An 18,880-nucleotide genomic window follows, 5' to 3' on the forward strand; every position below is an offset into this window, starting at 1 on the left:
CTGAATGGTTGCATTTAAAACTACAATCCATTCAACATTCATTTTTAATTTTTTAAAGGCCTGCAAAGATAAATATTGTTTTTAAGAATGCAAAAACGAAATTTAATTTTCCTGTTCGGTTTTTGATTTTTCTTTTCCTTGATCTGCAGAAATAATGGGAGCCCTTGTAAATGGCTTATTTCGGTCAAAAAGATAGCGCATAGTGTAATGTGTTTTGGCACGTTTACCTCCCACCGATTCATAAAGTGCCACAATTTTAGGATTAAAATCACCTGCCCAGGAAAGTTCCATTTCACGATACCATCTTTTTTTATACATCACCGGACGAAGATTCCAGAAAATAGCAGCTTCAATCCCGGATCGCTGAAATTTAGGAACTATACCGATTATCAGGGCGCGTGTACGGGTCATTGTTTTACGCGATTTTAGCCACAATACCTTCGGCAGGTTCCAGATGGTAATCCGGCCTTTCAGTTTGGCCAGTATCTGGTTTAGATCAGGCACCATTACAAACAGTGCGATGGGCTCGCCTTCGTGATAGGCAAACCAAATAAACTCCTCTTCAATCAACGATTTGGCACTTTGTATAAAATCTTCCAAATCGTCTTTGTCTATCGGCTTAAAATGTTCGTGGAAACGCCAGGCATTATCATACACACGGGCAAAATCATCGATAAACCTCTCCTTTTCTTTCCATGAAAAATGTTTAAAACTGAAATGCGGCTTTTTGGCCACCCATTCAGCCACTTTCCAAAACCGCTCGGGCAATTCGGGCAACGTGGTATCTAAGTGATAGCTAAACTGCCTGAAATATATTTTGAAACCGTAATTTTCAAACAAATCCAGATAGTAAGGTGGATTGTAAGGCATTCCAAACCCCTGTGGCATGAACCCTTCGGCCAGCAAGCCCCAATTCATATAATTTTCTCCAAAATTGACTGGGCCATCCATGGCTTCCATCCCTTTGGATTTGAGCCAGTCACGGGCAGTATCAAACAACCGATTGGCAGCCTGCTGATTATTGACACACTCAAAAAAGCCGCAACCGCCGGTTGGCTGTTCAAAGGTTTTGGCCTTATCCAGGTTATAAAACGCAGCAATCCGGCCAATGGGATTGTTTTTTTCATCAAACAGAACCCAGCGAATGGCTTCCCCGTTTTTAAACGAAGGATTCCTTTGCGGATCAAACACATTCTCCACCATCCCTTCCAACGGACAAGCCCAGTTGGGATCGCCTTTATAAATCGGATGAGGGACCTGGTGAAAAAGTTTTCGCGATTTCTTATCTGTTACTTCAATCAGTTGCATCTTATATTTATTAAGCCGGGTTAGTAATTCGTACAAAAATACGCCATAGTCAGCTAATTATTGCTGCCCGTTTGAATTCTTTTTTAGGGTCAAACAGGTAACGCATGGTCAGATGAGTAAGAGTTTGGGTTGCTCCAAACGATTTAAAAAGCGCATTCATTTTCGGATTAAAATCACCTACCCAACTCATCTCCATATCATTATACCATGGTTTGCGAAGCATCACCTGTTTAAGCTGGTAAAAAATTCCTGATTCGATACCCAAACGCTGAAATTGCGGAATAACTCCAAGAACAATTACCCGGCAACGCGAAATAACCTTTTTTCTTTTATAATATATTAAGCGGGCAATATTCAGCCAATTCATTTTGCCTGATTTTAGCTTCCTCATAATCTGATTAACATCGGGAATCATCATAAAAAAAGCAATGGGATTTTCTTTGTGGTAAACAAACCAGATAAACTCCTCCTCCAAAATAAATTTTGCCTGATCTATCATTTCTTTGAGCTCATCAAAGTCAGCCGGTTTGTAGTTACTGTGATCGGCCCAGGCCTGCCGGTGAATTTCAAGAAAATCATTTATGTATTTCTCCTGCTCTTCGAAGGTAAAATGCCGGTAACTGTATTCCGGCTTTTTGGCAACCCAGGCTGCAATTTTCCAGAACCGGTCGGGAAGGTCGGGATTGGTCACATCCAGGGAATAACTATATTGCTCATAAAAAATTTGAAAACCGTAGTTTTCGAACAACTTCCGGTAGTAAGGAGGATGGTACTGCATCCCGAAGGTCTGGGGTTGAAAACCATCAGCAAGCAAGCCCCAGTAAAAAAAGTTTTCGCCAAAGTTCACGGGTCCGTCCATGGCTTCCATACCATTTTCTTCAAGCCACTTTCTGGCCGTGCCAAAAAGCAAGTCAGCTACTTCCTGGTCATCTATACATTCAAAAAAACCAAAACAACCGGTTGGCTGGTCGTAACCGGAAGAATAACTGTTATCGAAAAATGCAGCTATTCTCCCCACACATTCTCCTTCCTTTTTCACAATCCAGCGGCGGGCATCTCCCTCCTTAAATTTGGCATTTTTCTGTGGATGAAACGTATTCTCAATCATTGGGCGCAATAAGGGTGTGTAATTCGGATCATTCCTGTAAATTCCTTCCGGCATTTTATAAAATTCATTTCTGGTCTTTTTACCGGACACCTCAATTACTTCCATACACCAATAAAATTTAAAAGTTCCTGCCGAAAATAAGTTTTTACGATGAAACAGGAAAAAGAATACCGCCCGAACTGGTAATACGACTGGAAATATTAGCCTGAAGTTATAAAAACAAAAAATCCGAACTAAAAACAGATTTATTTCAGACCGAATATTGATATTAACATATTAATATCTTAATATTGCAAAATTATTAACCTTTAAAAGGAAATTATGAACAAAAGTTTTTTACTTATTCTGGTAGCCGTATTTTGTGCCTTCTCTTCCGAAGCTCAAAATACCACCTTCAACGAAGGAGACAAAGTACTGAATCTGGGTTTAGGATTTGGAAGCACCCTTTATTCCGGGAGCTATTATAAGAGCAAAATTCCTCCTGTATCTGCATCATTTGAGGTGGGTGTAAAAGACGAATTGTTTGACGAAAACAGTTCGCTTGGCGTGGGAGGCTACTTTGGCTACACCGGCGCCAAATGGGAATACTCGGGATATGGCTGGGATTACTCCAGTGTTATCATTGGAGCAAGAGGAGCGTTACATTATCAGTTTATAGAAAAACTGGACACTTACACAGGCCTGATGCTGGGATACAATATAGTAAGCTCAAAATCCCACGGTACGGTAGGAACTATTACCAATTCTGTGGGCAGTGGCCTGACGTATTCATGGATTTTAGGAGGACGGTATTATTTTAATGAAAGCATTGCCGGATTACTGGAACTGGGGTATGGAGTTTCATACTTAAACATTGGTGTTGCCCTTAAGTTTTAAACCCTGCAAATTCAATTCGCCTTTCCTGATTATCCTGATTTATGGGTAATTTATATATTAAAACGGGCTGGTCGCTGACCAGCCCGTTTTAATTATACTATAAGAACTTTATCCTCTTGCGTTTTATTTTATTTCTTTCCCCGGACAGTCCTTCGGGCTGCCATTACCGTTTCCATTACCGGTAACCTCCCAGGTATTTCCTGAACTTAAAAGTTCATCCACACTGGTTATTTTACGTGACTTTTGCACCTGTTCAATTTGGTTCTCCATTTCAATATCGTAAACCGGTGCCTGGACACTTCTGATAACTCCGAAAGCCACCGGAAATTCGGGAAGCGACATATTAATAAGAGCCATATGTAATGTAGGATCTGGTTCATGTGCATCGTGTACCAGCACATCGTCTTCCGTAATTCCATTCTCCCCGATCCAGGCTACTTTCAACCTGCCTTTTTCCATAATGATACCTTTTTCATTTTCGGCGCCAAAAAGCATTGGTTTTCCATGTTCCAAAATCAGTTGACGGTCGGCACGATGCTCCGGGCTGGTAATTTCATTATGAACGCCGTTATTATAAATAACGCAATTCTGCAAAACTTCCACCACCGAAGTTCCTTTATGTTCTGCCGCAGCCTGAAAGATGGATTCACTCAGTTTCAAATTAGTGTCAATACCCCTTGCATAGAAAGTTCCGCGCGATCCAATAACCAACTGTCCGGGAACAAATGGATCCTCAATGGTTCCGTAAGGTGATGTTTTACTCTTGAAACCACGATCGGAAGTAGGCGAATATTGCCCTTTGGTAAGACCGTAAATACGGTTATTAAAAAGAATGACATTCAAGTCGATATTTCGGCGAATGGTGTGAATAAAATGGTTTCCACCAATAGCCATTGCATCGCCGTCGCCGGTAATAACCCAAACACTCAGGGAGGGATTGGCAAGTTTTACACCTGACGCCACCGCTGCAGCCCTTCCGTGAATGGTATGAAAACCGAAGGTATTCATATAATAAGGAAACCGGGAGGAGCAGCCAATACCGGAAATAACGGCAAACTTTTCTTTGGGGAGCCCCATTCCTGCCATAGTACGCTGAACGGCATTCATAATAGCATAGTCACCGCACCCCGGACACCAGCGCACTTCATTTTCGCTTTTAAAATCTTTTATGGTATAATTGAAATCCGTCATTTTTATTCCTCCAGTAATTTATAAATCCCTTCCTTTAATTCATTCACAGTAAAAGGCAACCCTTTCACTTTATTGATCTGATGGTATTCAAATCCAGGCATTTTATCGCGCAGGTAACTTGCAAATTGTCCCAGATTCAATTCACAAACAATTATTTTTTTGAATTTTCGGAATACCTCTTCAGTATTTTTGGGAAGGGGCTTAATATAATTAAAATGAGCAAGGCTTACATTTTTACCTTCTTTTCTAAGCTCCCTAACTGTGCTTATAAGGTGACCGTAAGTTCCACCCCAGCCTACCACCAGCACGTCACCATCATCGTCTCCACAAACTTCCAGGTCGGGCACTAAATCCACAACTTTCTGAACCTTATCTTCCCGAATCTGGCAATTCATCTGATGGTTTTCAGGATCGTGACTCACGGTTCCTGCTATATTTTTCTCGAGACCACCAATGCGGTGCTCAAATCCGGCCATTCCCGGGAAAGCCCAGTCACGGGCCAGTAAGTTTTCATCTCGTTTATAAGCTTTAAATGCATCTGCATCTTTGGCAATACGCGGCGTAATTGGCGGTAATTCTTCCATTTTCGGAATTTTCCACGGCTCACTGCCATTACCCAGGAAACCATCGGTAAGCAGAATAACCGGCACCATTCGTTCGAGTGCAATTTTGGCCGCCTTAAAAGCGTAAAAGAAGCAGTCGGATGGAGAGCTGGCCGCCAGAATAACCACCGGACTTTCGCCGTTTCGCCCGTACAGCGCCTGCATCAAATCAGATTGTTCCGTTTTGGTAGGCAACCCTGTTGAGGGGCCACCACGCTGAACATTTACAATTACAATCGGAAGTTCCGCCATTACTGCGAGGCCAATCGCTTCAGATTTCAGCGCCAGCCCTGGTCCCGAGGTAGTTGTAATAGCCAGGTCGCCGGCAAAGGCAGCGCCAATGGCAGAAGTAATCCCGGCAATCTCATCTTCAGCCTGAAAAGTTTTTACCCCCAGATCTTTCCGCTCAGAAAGTGCTGAAAGAATATCAGTAGCCGGAGTAATAGGATACGACCCAAGAAAAAGTTCCAATCCGGCTTTTTCTGCTGCTGCAATAAATCCCCAGGCAGTGGCATAGTTCCCGTTTACATTTCGGTAAGTGCCTTGTTCAATTTCTGCAGGATGTACCATGTAGGTCGGGGTCATATGCTGCATATTCATCCCGTAGTTATATCCGGCATGCAGCACTTTTATATTCGAATCAACAACTACCGGCTTTTTCGCAAACTTATTCCGAATAAATTCCTCGATATATTCCAACGGCCTGTTAAACATCCAGCACACCAGGCCAAGAGCAAACATATTTTTGCTTCGCAAAATACTTTTATTATCGAGACCAAAATCTTTCAGGCTTTCACGTGTCATACTGGTAACCGGAACAGCAATTTTCCGGTAGTCATCCAAATTACATTCCGAAAAAGGATCATCTGTTTTGAAGCCTGCCTTATTCAGGTTCTTTTCGGTAAACGAATCCGAATCGTAAATAATGGTCCCTCCCGCATTCATAAACCTTGCATTGGCTTTTACGGCAGCAGGGTTCATGGCAACCAGCACATGCGCATAGTCGCCCGGAGTGGTTACCTGTTTTTGCCCAAATTGCACCTGAAACCCGGAAACTCCCCCGACAGTTCCTTGTGGGGCCCTGATCTCAGACGGGTAATCAGGGAACGTTGAAATATCGTTTCCAATTAATGCAGTAGCATCCGAAAACAGGGTTCCGGTTAATTGCATCCCATCACCAGAATCACCGGAAAACCGAATGGCCACTTCCTCCAACTCAATTACTTTTGCATCCTTCATTTAAATATGGTTTTTGGTTACCTCTTTTTTAGTTCAAAAGAAAAACGACCCTAAAATTAATGAACTATAATTTTAGAATCGACTACCCCTTTTAACTTGTAATTCTTAGATAGCAAAAATAACCATTATTTAACAAGTTACTAATGACATATACAAATATTTACAGGTTTTGATATATTTGGAATGAATTTAAATATTAACACAAAAATGGCACTTATTAAATCACTCAACGGGAAAACGCCTATCACTGGCAAAAACTGTTTTTTGGCAGAAACTGCTACCCTCATTGGCGATGTAGAAATGGGCGATAACTGTAGTGTTTGGTTTAATGCTGTATTGCGAGGGGACGTGCATTTTATTAAAATTGGCAACAACACAAACATCCAGGACAACGCCGTGATACATGCCACGTATCAAAAATCACCTACCCAAATTGGCAACAATGTCACTATTGCGCACGGCGCCATTGTTCATGGCTGTACTCTTCACGATAATGTGATGATTGGGATGAATGCAGTGGTTTTGGATGATGCTGTTGTAGAAAGCAATTCGATTATTGCTGCCGGATCGGTGGTTACCAAGGGTACGGTAGTCGAAAGCGGAAGTGTGTATGCAGGCATTCCGGCAAAAAAAATGAAGGCAATAAGCCCCGATTTGCTGGAGGGCGAAATTAAGCGGATCGCCGGTGCCTACAGTATGTATGCTGGTTGGTATCAATAGCCTGAAATCGCCTAAACCTCTCTTTTGAAATTATCACAAAAAAATAATTCTCCTTTTTAAAAAAATTAGGAACTTTTTTGTGCAACATTTTCTATTATCAAAAAGATTTCCTTCTTTCGTAATCGAAAATTGCGTTCGGTTATTAATCTGTTAAAATCAAAAATTATGAGTACCAAAGCTACAGCCGCTGCCGTAAATAAGCAGTCGTACACTTTCCCCCTGATCATCGTAGGAATTATGTTTTTTGCCATTGGGTTTGCCCTGGGCATTAACAGTTATCTGGTACCTTTACTAAACAAAGCCCTTCAAATTTCATCGGGGCAATCCTACCTGGTTATTGCGGCTACCTTCTCCGCATTTCTTATTTTCAGCTACCCGGCTTCAATGGTTATTAAGCGGATTGGTTACAAAAATACTATGGCGCTTTCATTCCTGATGTTTGCGCTGGGTTTTTACCTCTTTATTCCATCTGCAGAATTGGAGAGTTTACCATTGTTCCTTTTGGCCTCTTTTATCAGCGGAATGGGGAATGCTTTCTTACAGGCATCCGTAAATCCTTACATAACCATTTTGGGTCCCATGGAAAGTGCGGCCAAGCGAATGAGTATCATGGGAATAGCCAACAAACTGGCATGGCCTATCTCACCTGTATTTCTGGCTTTGGTAATCAATAAGAGTGTTGACGACGTTAGACTTACCGACATCAACCTTCCTTTTTATATTATTATCGGGATATTTATTTTACTTGGAGTGCTTGCCTACTTCTCAGGTCTGCCAGAAGTAAAAGCTGCTGGCGAAGACTCTGACAATGTGGAAGATGCTCCTTATGCAGCCAATAAAACATCTATTTTCCAATTTCCACACCTCATTTTGGGTAGTATTACCCTTTTCCTATACGTAGGTGCTGAGACTATTTCGCTTGGAACTCTCGTAGATTATGCAGTAAGCCTCAATCTTCCCAATGCAGACCTTTACGCCTGGATTGCGCCGATTGGGATGACCTTAGGATATATTTGCGGCGTTATCTTAATTCCCAAATACTTAAGCCAGTCAAAAGCATTACTCATTAGTGCCCTTGTAGCCCTGGCGGGTTCATTGCTGGTGGTATTCACTCCGGCAGTAATCTCTATTTGGTTTGTTTTCCTTATGGCACTGGGTTGTTCATTAATGTGGCCGGCTCTGTGGCCTCTCGCCATGGCCGACTTAGGTAAATTTACCAAAGCAGGTTCTTCGCTGCTTGTTACAGCAATTGTTGGTGGTGCCGTAATCCCCACGATTTATGGCTTTCTTAAAGATGCTATTGGGGCGCAAAATGCTTACTGGGTTGCTGTTCCCTGCTTCCTGTTTATTCTTTACTATGCACTAAGCGGACACAAAATCAGAACATCAAAAGTATAATTATAAAATATTTTATGAAACCAACATTACTCATACTTGCAGCAGGAATGGGCAGCCGTTACGGAGGCCTCAAACAAGTGGAACCGGTAGGCCCTAACGGAGAAGCAATTATCGATTATTCCATCTACGATGCCATCAGGGCCGGATTTGGGAAGGTCGTTTTTGTTATTCGTGAAAGTTTTGCAGATGCTTTCCGGGAAAAATTTGGTCCGAAGCTGGAAGGGAAAATTGAGGTAGACTATGTGTATCAGGAACTGGATAACCTCCCGAAAGAGTTCAGCCTTCCGGAAGGACGCGAAAAACCGTGGGGAACCGCCCACGCAATTCTTGTAACGAAAGATTTAATAAATGAACCTTTTTGTGCATTAAATGCGGACGACTTTTACGGGTTTAATGCTTACAAAGTAATGGCAGAATATCTAAGTCAGTCTTCTGATGCGACTGAATACTCCATGGTTGGGTATAAACTTCACAACACCTTATCTGACTATGGTTCAGTGTCCCGCGGTGTTTGTGATGTTGACGAAAACAACCTGCTGCAGAAAATAGTGGAAACCACAAAAATCCTGAAAAGGGAAGACAAAATTATTTCTGTTGAGCCCGACGGCACAGAAAAACAACTGACAGGAAACGAAAGTGTATCGATGAATATTTGGGGATTCAAACCTTCAATATTCAACTCTTTGGAAGAAAAGTTTTCGGCCTTTCTGAAGAATCATATCAATGAACCCAAATCGGAAATATTCATTCCATCGGTCGTTTTCGATATGATACAGGAGGAGAAAGCCTCTGTGAAGGTATTAGAGGCTGATTCTCCGTGGTTTGGCGTCACTTACAAAGAAGACAAGCCGCGAGTGGTTGCCAAAATAAATCAACTGATTGATGCGGGAGAATATCCTGAAAAACTATTTTAAAAACTTGTTATTATGCATTTCGACTTGCTAAAAATAGCCGATCAATTTCAACTGGAAGGAACAGTAAAGGAAGTAGTTCCCCTTGGCGAAGGATTTATTAATGACACATTCGTTATAAAAACAGAAGAGGGTTCGCCTCAATATATCCTTCAGCGAAAAAACAAAAGGGTCTTTTCTCCTATTCCGGCCATGATGGAGAATATTCAAAAGGTATGTGATCACATCAAGGCAAAAGTGGAAAAAGCAGGCGGTGATCCCATGCGGGAAGCAATGACTGTTATCCCTGCCAACGACGGGAAACTATATTTCCTTGATGAGCAGGACGAGTACTGGGCTGTGTGCCTTTTCATCGAAGATACCATTGCCTATGAAGCCGCCGAAACACCGGAGTTGGCTTACTCAGGTGGTAAGGGAGTCGGAAAATTTCAGTCGCTTGTATCCGACTTAAAAGAACCGCTGACCGATATCCTGCCCGGATTCCACAATATTCGTATCCGCTACGAACAATGGGACAAGGTGTTGAGCGAAGATCCCAAAGGAAGGAAAGCCCAGGTGGCTGAAGAAATTGGGTGGATTGAAAGTCGCCGCGAAGAAATGATGAACTTTTGGAAACTGGTGGAAAACGGAACAATCCCTACGCGCGTAAGCCACAACGATACAAAAATCAACAACATCCTGTTCGATAAAAACGGGGAAGTGCTTTGTGCTATCGATTTGGACACCGTGCTGAACAGTACCGTACTAAACGATTTTGGAGATGCCATCCGTTACTATACCAATACCGGAAAAGAAGATGATACCAACCTCGATAATGTATCGATGAACATGGAAATCTTCGAAGCCTTTGCCAAAGGGTACCTGGAAGGGGCTGGTTCGTTCCTGACGGAAAAGGAAATTGAATACCTTCCTTTTTCTGCAAAATACATTACGTACGAGCAGGTACTCCGGTTTTTGATGGATTACATTGACGGTGACAACTATTACAAAACCAAATCGGAAGATCACAACCTGGTACGCACCAGGGCGCAGTATAAACTACTGACCAGTATTGAAGAACAATACGACGCCATGAAAGAGGTGATAAAAAAACTGGTCTCCTGATTTTTTATCAAAACAAATCCTATCGAAGGGAGGAAATTAAAGATGGACTGTTTTGGCATCCACGTTTTGGTTTAAAAACAAAGCAGCCATTTCATTGAAGGTCTCTGATGATTCCGTTGTCTGGAAATCAACATTTCCTCCTTTCGATAATTTTTTTTCCATTTCGGGATGCCGGTTAAGGTAATCACCCAGCTTTTCAGCTATTATCCCACCCTGCTCGAGTATTTGCACATCTGGAGGAACAAACTTCCTTATTTGACTAAGCAGTAACGGATAATGAGTACATCCTAAAATCAAAGTGTCCAAATCTTTGTCTTTTTGAAAAATATTCCGGATGTTTTTCTCAACAAAATAGGCAGCTCCCTCTGAGTCTATTTCATTGTTTTCAACCAGAGGCACCCAAAGCGGACAGGCCTCCTGAACTGTTGATTTGACCTTCCCTCCAGACCACTTTGCCAGTTCTATGGGATACGATTCTGAAATAACGGTACCCGTTGTACCCAGTACACCAACATGCCCGTTTCGCGTAATTTCTGACACCTTCTCTACACTGGGGCGAATCACACCCAATACACGCCGGTCGGGAGCCAACCCCGGCAAATCGAGTTGCTGAATATTCCGCAAAGCTTTTGCGGATGCTGTATTACAGGCAATAATTACAAGCGGACAGTTTTGCCTAAAAAGATATTGGACAGCCTGAAGGGTATATTCATACACCACCCTGAATGACCTTGACCCATAGGGAGTCCGGGCATTATCACCCAAATACAAAAAATCGTACTGAGGAAGTTTTTTTTTCAATTGTTTTAAAACGGTCAGTCCACCGTAACCCGAATCGAAAACGCCAATTGGGAAGTACTGCATAAAATCAAATTTGAGAATTATCTTTTAAGGACCAGTTCGTAAGCGTCATCATAGAATCTTCCCAGGTTCGACCAATCGAAATGAAGTGAAGCCTCTTCACTACGATACCTGAGGGCAATTCTCTCCCGGCGCGTCATTTGTACAAATTGCATCATAATATCAGCCAATTCATCCGCGGTCAGATTAAAATCTCTGCTCTTACGATCAAGGATGTACATCCCCAGCTTTTCGCCGTCCAGAATATTTCGTGATACATAATCGCCAAATCCCGCCAGATTACTGGTTATGGAAGGTAACCCACTTGCAAGACACTCCAGCGGAGTGTAACCCCAGGGCTCGTACATACTGGGAAAAATACCGAGATGGCATCCCCGCACAAACTGGTTATAATCCATTTTGAACAAAGGATTGGAGGTAGAAATAAAATCAGGATGATACACCACCTTTACCCTGTCGTGTCTGTTGTTTACCAGGTTGGCAGTGCGGAGAAAATTCAGTACTTCATCCTTGGTATCATCAACTATCGTGTGGGTAACAATCTTTGGCAACTGGTTTGTTCTCCAGCTTTGTACATTTCTCCGGAGTTTCAATCGCAGATAGTCGTCTACCATTTCAGACAGGTCCGGAAACTCATATTGCCCGTTCTGCGAAGTAATTTTTGTGTATAACCTGCGACCTACCTGCTCTTTAATCTCTTCACAAACACGACTGATATCTTCAATCAGCGCCTTGGAATGCAATACATCGGGGTTGAATGTATAAAAAGGCCGGCGCGTAATAAAAAACGCTACCACCGTCATTTTAGAGTTCGATTGCTGCATTCTCCAGTTAAGACGGGCCAGCGCCTCCAGGGTTAAATCGTACCCTTTATTATGGTATTCGTAGCGACCAGAAGTAAAAAAATACAAGGTATTATCCAAATCGAAAGAATAGCTTTGAAAGAAATGGCCCCGCACAAAATCGTGTATTTTTTCCTTGAACTGAAGGTGCTGATTCTGGACATAATGAAGCGCTTCAAATCGCTGGATATTAAGCCCGTTTGGCAATATCAAATCAGGGGTTCGCCCCAGCAGGTGGGTACATTCCCTTCCAGTGAGTTCGCTCACTGTAGTAAAAACATGGGCACCGTGTGCCGAAGCACGTTCAATCTCTACAATGGGACGTACGTTAAAATTATTGGCTTCGGTTTCCCAGTTATAAAATGGCAGATGGTCGTAAAACCGGTTGTCATTCATGGCAAGGTAACGTCCTAAAAGAGTGGCATGGGTGGTAAAAACAATCTTTATATCAAGGTTTTCCTTCCTCAATCCAGGAATAGGTAGTCCGGCCATCCATTCATGAAAATGGGCAACTACGCGGCTGCTACAAAATCCGGAAGAACACAGGTAACGCAAAAATTCTTTCACCTGAAACCCGAATGCTGCCACTTTATCCATCAATTCATCCTGCCCGGGAAGCGAAATGTGGTAATCCTGCCAAACAAAATGTTTTATTTCGTCCAGTTTGTCAAACACAGAATATGGATTAAACAGGACAACATGAGGTCGCCCCGAAACAATCCACTGCCCGTAATGCACATCGAAACCCCGCTCCTGCATCTTCAAAACTGCTTTTCCAACAGGTGTAGAATAGTCTGTGGCAGGATCGAAGTGCGCCGAAGCCTGATCTTCAAAATAGGGACCAATGAGAAAATAATTTTCATCACCCCATTTTTCGATAACCGACGGCACTTTGGAACGGATCACCGTATAAATACCTCCTACCTGGTTACACACTTCCCATGCAATTTCAAACAAAATGGTATTGGATGGAATTTCTATTTTGCCTGCTTTTTCTCTTTCTACTGGTGAATTCATAAACTTCTGTATGTATAAAAATCACATCTTTAAATATAAACCGAATTCCACTTCTATCCAATAAAAATGGTTTTAAAGCATAAAAAAAGCCATCTGCCTGGTGACAGATGGCCAATATATAGATACAATTCTTTCCTTATTGAATACCCAATTTCTGCTTTACCAACGGAAGAAGGTCGACACTTTGATTCGATTTGTATAAAACAACTCTTGACCCTACGTCGAATACATAAAGTAATCCCTGTTCCTGGGCCACTTCTTCAATAGCTTTTTCAGCCTTATCAAAAACAGGCTGCAGCAATTCGGCTTGTTTTTGTTGAAGTTGTTGGTTAGCGGTTACCTGGTAGTTTTGAACACGCTGCTGAATTTCCTGAAGTTCCGTAATTTTGGCATTCCTTCTTACCTCAGAGGCATCTTCACCTAATTGTTCCAGTTCAGCGAGTTTTTGCTGATAATTCTGTTGCATTTCTCCAAGCACATCCTCCAGTTCTGTCTGAAAATTATTGAAGTCAGTTTCGGCAGTGGCTCTTTCCGGCATAAGCTGTACTAACGCCTGTAAATCTATATGCCCAAACTTCAGGTTTTGCGCAGTGGCCGAAATGGTAGCGGTTGCAAAAATAAGCAACACAAACAATTTCATTAAATTTCTCATAATCAACGTAGTATTAAATTTTTGGTCACAAAGATAATTATTAATTATTTATATCCGAGTTTTTGAAGTACCTGATCACTCAAATCATACCGTGGATTGGTATAAAACAAGGTTGTATTGCCCGATTTGTCAAAAATAACGGCATAACTTCCTTCATTGGCAATCTCCTGAACCGCACCGAAAATATCATCCTGGATGGGTTTAACCAATCCCTGGCGTTTTTGAAACAAATCGCCTTCAGGCCCAAAATATTTACGTTGCAACTGTTTGTAGTCCTTTTCTTTCGAGATAATTACATCTTCACGTTTGCGCTTCATATCTTCAGACAAAAGCACACTTTCAGCCTGAAAATCCTGGTACATTTGTTCAATCTCAGCGTGCATCGTCTCCAGTTCTTTCTGGTACTGTGCCGAAAGCTGATTCAACTGCTCCTGTGCTGCCCTGAAAGCAGGAATATTTTCCAAAATATAACCGGAGTCGACAAAGCCATATTTCTGGGCAAAAGTAATCCCGCTAACGGCAATTACTGCTACAATAGTCAATATTAATTTCTTCATGGCTAACTAATTTTTCGTTATAACTAAGATGCACAATATCATATTTTATGCCAAATATGTAACTATCAGAACTGTTGCCCGATAACAAAGTGGAATTGGCTTCCGCTTGCATCAGGAGCTCCGGGAACCTGATCGAAACCATACCCCCAGTCGATACCCATTAACCCAAACATGGGAAGGAAAATACGTACGCCTACACCTGCAGAACGATGAAGTTTGAAAGGATTGTAATTCTGGAAACTCATGTTGGCATTCCCCCCTTCCAAAAAAGCCAGGGCATAAATGGTAGCGCTGGGCTTCAATGTGACCGGATAGCGCATTTCCATCGTAAACTTAGAATACATTTTCGAACCGCTCTGAGGACTCAGGCTAAAATCTTTGTATCCGCGCAAAGCCACATAGTCGGTACCATATATGTTGTAACCAGACATTCCCGAACCACCAACAATAAACCCTTCGAAAGGCGAAGGCCGGTAGGGATCATAATATCCCAAAAAACCCATCTCAACTGCCGTACGCAGCACCAAATTTTCATTTCGTGACAACGGATTGTAAACCTGTCCTTTAAACAACCATTTGTGGTATTCAATCCACTTATATTTCTCTTCGTTTGTGATATCCTCAGAACTATAATCTTTCCCGGAAAACAGAGAGAATGGCGGTGTTGCCTTCAATGTAAGTGAGAATTGTGAACCGCGCCTTGAATAAAGCGGATTATCTACTGAATTTCTTCCAAAAGTTGTTTTAATACTCACATTGTTAAATGTACCGTTCACTTTGCCGTTTTCATCGGCAAGGAAATAGAAGTAACTTCCCATATTCTGCAAGCGGTAGTGCTCGAAAGACATTTCGTGATAAACGGTAAAATAGTCGTCAGGAAACGAAAGCCGGTAACCGTATCCCATAGCCAATGCCGTTGTTTCCCAAATCTGATCATTCCCGCTGTCGTTATCTTCCGATCCGTAATTGTATTGATACTGTGGATAACCGCCGTAGCCACCATAGCTACCATAACCTCCGTAACCACCATAACCACCGTAGCTAGAGTACGGATAACCATAACCTCCACCATAACCGCCATAATACGGGTAGCCACCATAACCGCCACCGTAACCGCCATAATAGGGATTATAACTTTGATAATACTTATTGGCACTGTAATTTATCTTCGAATGAGACAATGAGACAGAAAAAGAATTAGGCTTTTTCCCGCCAAACCATGGCTCAATGAACGAAAGGCTTATTGTACGGTAATACTTGCCACTTAGTTGGTAACGCAGGCTAAGGGTTTGCCCATCACCTGTAGGAAGAGGTCGCCAGGCTTCTTTGTTCAAAATATTGCGCGCTGAAAAGTTGGCAAATTTCAATCCTACAGAACCAACAAACATACCGGCACCCCAACCTCCGGAAAGTTCAATCTGGTCGTTGGCCTTTTCCTGGAGCTGGTATTCGATATCCACTGTACCATCCTCGGGGTGTGGCCGGACATCGGGATTAATGGCCTCCGGGTCGAAATGCCCCAACTGCGACAATTCCCTTACCGACCGGATAATTTGCGATTTACTGAATAAATCTCCCGGATAGGTACGAATCTCTCGTCGGGCAACATGTTCGTGCGTTTTGGTATTTCCGGAAATAAGTACCTTATCAATTGTTGCCTGCTGCCCTTCACGGATACGCATTTCGTAATTAATGGTATCATTTTCAACATTCACTTCAATGGGCTGTAAATCAAAGAACAGATAGCCTTTGTCCAGATACAGATTATTGAGCCCTTCATCATTATCGAATAACCGTTTTTCAAGAATCGACTGATTGAAAACATCACCTCCTTCAATTCCGAGATAACTGCTCAAATATTCAGACGGATAAACGGTATTACCTACCCATTTTATATCTCCAAAGTAATATTTGTCGCCTTCATCAACCCAAAGTTCAACATTTACGCGGGGTTTATTCTTTTTACCCACTTCAACCTGGTATAAAGAATCTTTTACAATCATCGCATCCCGGTAACCCTTCTCATTGTATTTGTCAACAAGGTTTATCTTATCCTTTTGGTATTCTTCTTCAAGGAATTTTTTGGTGCGAAAAAAGTTCTTTAGTTCCCTGGCATTTGTTTTTTTCATCGAACGTTCAAGCACTTTATCCTTTATGGCTTCATTCCCATGTATAGTAACGTCATTGACTTTCACTTTTTCTTTTTTGTCTACTTGAATATCGAGTATTACACTGTTGTTTTGCGTGGTATCATCGCGCTGTACAATATTTACTTCGGTATTCAAAAAACCTTTAGCCAGAAAAATATTCTTTATCGTTCGTTCGGCATTATTTACCTGATTGTCTGTTATCTGACTACCCTTGAGCAGCAAAACCTTTTCGGTAATATCATCTTGTTCCGACTTACTAATTCCGTAAAAGTTTACGTCCGATAAACGGGGCCTTTCCTGCAAATAAATTTCCAGCCAGATATTATTTCCATCTACTTTACTGGCAGTTACTTTTACATCGGAAAAAAGGCCCTGTTCCCACAATTTTTTAATGGCGTTGGTAATGCCCTCTCCCGGTACTTCAATCACTTGCCCCACACTTAATCCCGACAATTGTACAAGTACGGTTTTATCGAGATAACGAATCCCTGTAACCTGAATATCGGCAATTGTATATTTACGCGGGCTGGAATAGTAAATTGAAAAATTGGTATCTTCGGTAATCTGACCAACCACAGCCGAGGAAAATACAATGGAAAAAAACAAGAGGGATATAAATAGCTTTCGCATTCTGATCATAAATAAATTAACTAAATAACTGTTCACTGATTTTACCAAATCTTCTTTCTCTTTTTTGAAAATCATAAACTGCTTCAAACAAATTCTCCTTTCTAAAATCGGGCCAAAGTATGTCGGTGAAGTACAATTCCGAATAGGCTATCTGCCAAAGTAAAAAGTTGCTTATCCTGAATTCTCCACTGGTCCGGATCAACAATTCCGGATCAGGGAAACGGGCAGTCGACAGGTAACTTTCGAACAGTTTATCATCAATTTCTTGCAGGGTAATTTTTTTGTCTTTCACATCGGATGCTATTTTTCTAACGGCCTGAGTAATTTCCCACTTCGAACTGTAGCTAAGTGCGAGAATCAGATTCAACCCGGTGTTGGACTCCAATAAACGGATACACTCATTCAATTTCCGGCTCACATCAGGAGGTAATTTTTCCAAATCACCAATGGCTTCCAACCTGACGTTTTTCTTCATCAACTCGTCGGTTTCACCTTCGATGGTTTGTACAAGCAGCCCCATTAATGCATCGACTTCATGTTTTGGCCGGTCCCAGTTTTCGGTTGAAAAAGCGTACAGGGTAAGGTATTCAATCCCGATTTCGCCGGCCCCTTCCACGGTAGAGCGAACAGCTTCGACGCCGTGTTCGTGCCCGAAAATCCGCTCGCTGCCTTGCTTGGCAGCCCAGCGCCCGTTCCCATCCATAATGATGGCAACATGCCGGGGGATTTTTTCGTTATTCAATTTTTTCTTAAACGATTTCATTACCAGTATTTCCTGTCGTAGGCCGGGCAGGCTTTCTTTTCCAAAAATATTTTGTACGTTAAATGAATCCCAACATACCCCGGCCAATCATTATTATGCAAAAAGTCAGTATACTTCACCGTCACGGGAACTCCGTCTGCATTATCCACTTCAAACGACAACGGATCATCTGCATTATCCAGTTTGTCGCTAAACAATTTTCTCATTTGACATTCAGCTCCAATACCGAACCTTTCTCCAATGGAAAACTTGATCCCAAATCCGAAAGGGACTGTCAGCCCGATAACCGACTCTTCCGCCGGATCAGGAACCGGGTAATCCGGATTAATGAGCAAAAATACCGCCGGATCAAATGCATAAGGGAAATATGTTACCCCCAATCCTCCTAAAATATATGGTGTAAACGGTGTTTTTTTATTTCCCAATATATATTTCAGGTAGTTTACTTCCATCATTACCGATATGTCCTGTACATTTTTTTTAAAGCTGAAAGGGATATCTTCCACAACCCCTTCGGACGAAATACTACCGGTTAAAAACATGGTCCTCAAAGCAACCCGTGCATTGAAATTGTACCTGAAAAAAGCTCCCATATTTAAATTGAACGTCTGCATCGGAGGCGCTTCCTTTATATCTCCCCAATAAGCTGAAGAACCTCCCCAAATGCCTATATCCGCTGTTTTTTGAGCAAACCCTGAAACAGTTAAAACAATTGCTGTAAACACCAATACAATTTTTCTCATTTGGTTGTCCAAATCGTTTATTCAACAATAGCTTCAGGCATGTTAACGGTTCGTTTTATCCGTAATGCAATGACCTACAGAACATTCACAAAAATCAAAAAATTTGTTTATTCAGTGTATCTCCCGTTATTAAACATCATAAAATCATCACACAATCGACTGGTTTTCAACGAACTTACTTTACTTGCCCCTTTATTATTCAGCTTTC

Annotated in this window: 16 protein-coding genes; 5 read left to right on the top strand and 11 right to left on the bottom strand. The window is 41.9% G+C overall.

The annotated features are described in order from the left end of the window. Positions 1–102: 102 nt before the first annotated feature. Together D1164_RS04155 and D1164_RS04160 are read right to left on the bottom strand one after the other, a co-directional pair. On the bottom strand, positions 103–1,308 hold the full coding sequence (locus D1164_RS04155) for a GNAT family N-acetyltransferase (protein WP_194074849.1): 1,206 nt from the start codon (positions 1,306–1,308) through the stop codon (positions 103–105). A gap of 49 nt (positions 1,309–1,357) precedes the next feature. Further along, positions 1,358–2,521 carry a GNAT family N-acetyltransferase gene (locus D1164_RS04160; RefSeq protein WP_119348663.1) on the bottom strand — a complete coding sequence of 388 codons (1,164 nt, stop codon included), beginning with the start codon at positions 2,519–2,521 and terminating at the stop codon, positions 1,358–1,360. Positions 2,522–2,737: 216 nt separating this feature from the next. On the opposite strand from D1164_RS04160, the gene D1164_RS04165 reads away from it, so the two are divergent. After that, a complete protein-coding gene (locus tag D1164_RS04165) occupies positions 2,738–3,292 on the top strand; it encodes a hypothetical protein (protein ID WP_119348664.1) in 555 nt (184 codons plus the stop codon). 123 nt (positions 3,293–3,415) lie between these two features. Here D1164_RS04165 and D1164_RS04170 read toward each other — a convergent pair whose 3' ends face one another. After that, positions 3,416–4,483, bottom strand: a complete 1,068-nt coding sequence (locus D1164_RS04170) for a 2-oxoacid:ferredoxin oxidoreductase subunit beta (RefSeq protein WP_119348665.1) — start codon at positions 4,481–4,483, stop codon at positions 3,416–3,418. A 2-nt stretch (positions 4,484–4,485) separates the two neighbouring features. Next, a complete protein-coding gene (locus D1164_RS04175) occupies positions 4,486–6,324 on the bottom strand; it encodes a 2-oxoacid:acceptor oxidoreductase subunit alpha (protein WP_119348666.1) in 1,839 nt (612 codons plus the stop codon). 207 nt (positions 6,325–6,531) lie between these two features. Here D1164_RS04175 and D1164_RS04180 point away from each other — a divergent pair, with 207 nt between their 5' ends. From D1164_RS04180 to D1164_RS04195, 4 genes are all read left to right on the top strand, one after another. Further along, positions 6,532–7,044: a gamma carbonic anhydrase family protein gene (locus D1164_RS04180; RefSeq protein WP_119348726.1), complete on the top strand. Its 513-nt coding sequence runs from the start codon at positions 6,532–6,534 to the stop codon at positions 7,042–7,044. Between the two features lie 165 nt (positions 7,045–7,209). After that, positions 7,210–8,442: a glucose/galactose MFS transporter gene (gene gluP / locus D1164_RS04185; protein WP_206610914.1), complete on the top strand. Its 1,233-nt coding sequence runs from the start codon at positions 7,210–7,212 to the stop codon at positions 8,440–8,442. A gap of 14 nt (positions 8,443–8,456) precedes the next feature. Continuing rightward, a complete protein-coding gene (locus tag D1164_RS04190; protein WP_119348667.1) occupies positions 8,457–9,356 on the top strand; it encodes a nucleotidyltransferase family protein in 900 nt (299 codons plus the stop codon). Positions 9,357–9,368: 12 nt separating this feature from the next. Continuing rightward, entirely contained in the window at positions 9,369–10,457 is a 1,089-nt protein-coding gene (locus D1164_RS04195; RefSeq protein ID WP_119348668.1) for a phosphotransferase enzyme family protein, read from the top strand. A gap of 36 nt (positions 10,458–10,493) precedes the next feature. Here the strand turns inward: D1164_RS04195 and murI are convergent, their stop codons facing one another. The 7 genes from murI to porG all read right to left on the bottom strand — a co-directional run bounded on the left by murI (position 10,494) and on the right by porG (position 18,672). Continuing rightward, positions 10,494–11,321: a glutamate racemase gene (gene murI / locus D1164_RS04200; protein ID WP_119348669.1), complete on the bottom strand. Its 828-nt coding sequence runs from the start codon at positions 11,319–11,321 to the stop codon at positions 10,494–10,496. Between the two features lie 17 nt (positions 11,322–11,338). Further along, complete coding sequence (locus D1164_RS04205) at positions 11,339–13,177, bottom strand: glycosyltransferase (RefSeq protein ID WP_119348670.1); 1,839 nt, start codon at positions 13,175–13,177, stop codon at positions 11,339–11,341. A gap of 136 nt (positions 13,178–13,313) precedes the next feature. Then, the gene (locus D1164_RS04210) at positions 13,314–13,829 is read right to left on the bottom strand and encodes an OmpH family outer membrane protein (protein ID WP_119348671.1); all 516 of its coding nucleotides are present in this window, start codon (positions 13,827–13,829) and stop codon (positions 13,314–13,316) included. A gap of 44 nt (positions 13,830–13,873) precedes the next feature. Continuing rightward, on the bottom strand, positions 13,874–14,386 hold the full coding sequence (locus tag D1164_RS04215; protein ID WP_119348672.1) for an OmpH family outer membrane protein: 513 nt from the start codon (positions 14,384–14,386) through the stop codon (positions 13,874–13,876). Between the two features lie 65 nt (positions 14,387–14,451). Next, positions 14,452–17,166, bottom strand: coding sequence for an outer membrane protein assembly factor BamA (gene bamA / locus D1164_RS04220; protein ID WP_119348728.1), 2,715 nt, complete (start codon positions 17,164–17,166; stop codon positions 14,452–14,454). Positions 17,167–17,182: 16 nt separating this feature from the next. Further along, on the bottom strand, positions 17,183–17,929 hold the full coding sequence (locus tag D1164_RS04225; protein WP_119348673.1) for an isoprenyl transferase: 747 nt from the start codon (positions 17,927–17,929) through the stop codon (positions 17,183–17,185). Beyond that, the gene (gene porG / locus D1164_RS04230; protein WP_119348674.1) at positions 17,929–18,672 is read right to left on the bottom strand and encodes a type IX secretion system protein PorG; all 744 of its coding nucleotides are present in this window, start codon (positions 18,670–18,672) and stop codon (positions 17,929–17,931) included. Before porG ends, D1164_RS04225 begins: the two co-directional genes overlap by 1 nt. Positions 18,673–18,880: the final 208 nt, after the last annotated feature.

It is taken from the genome of Mariniphaga sediminis, assembly GCF_003573545.1.
GTDB lineage: Bacteria > Bacteroidota > Bacteroidia > Bacteroidales > Prolixibacteraceae > Mariniphaga > Mariniphaga sediminis.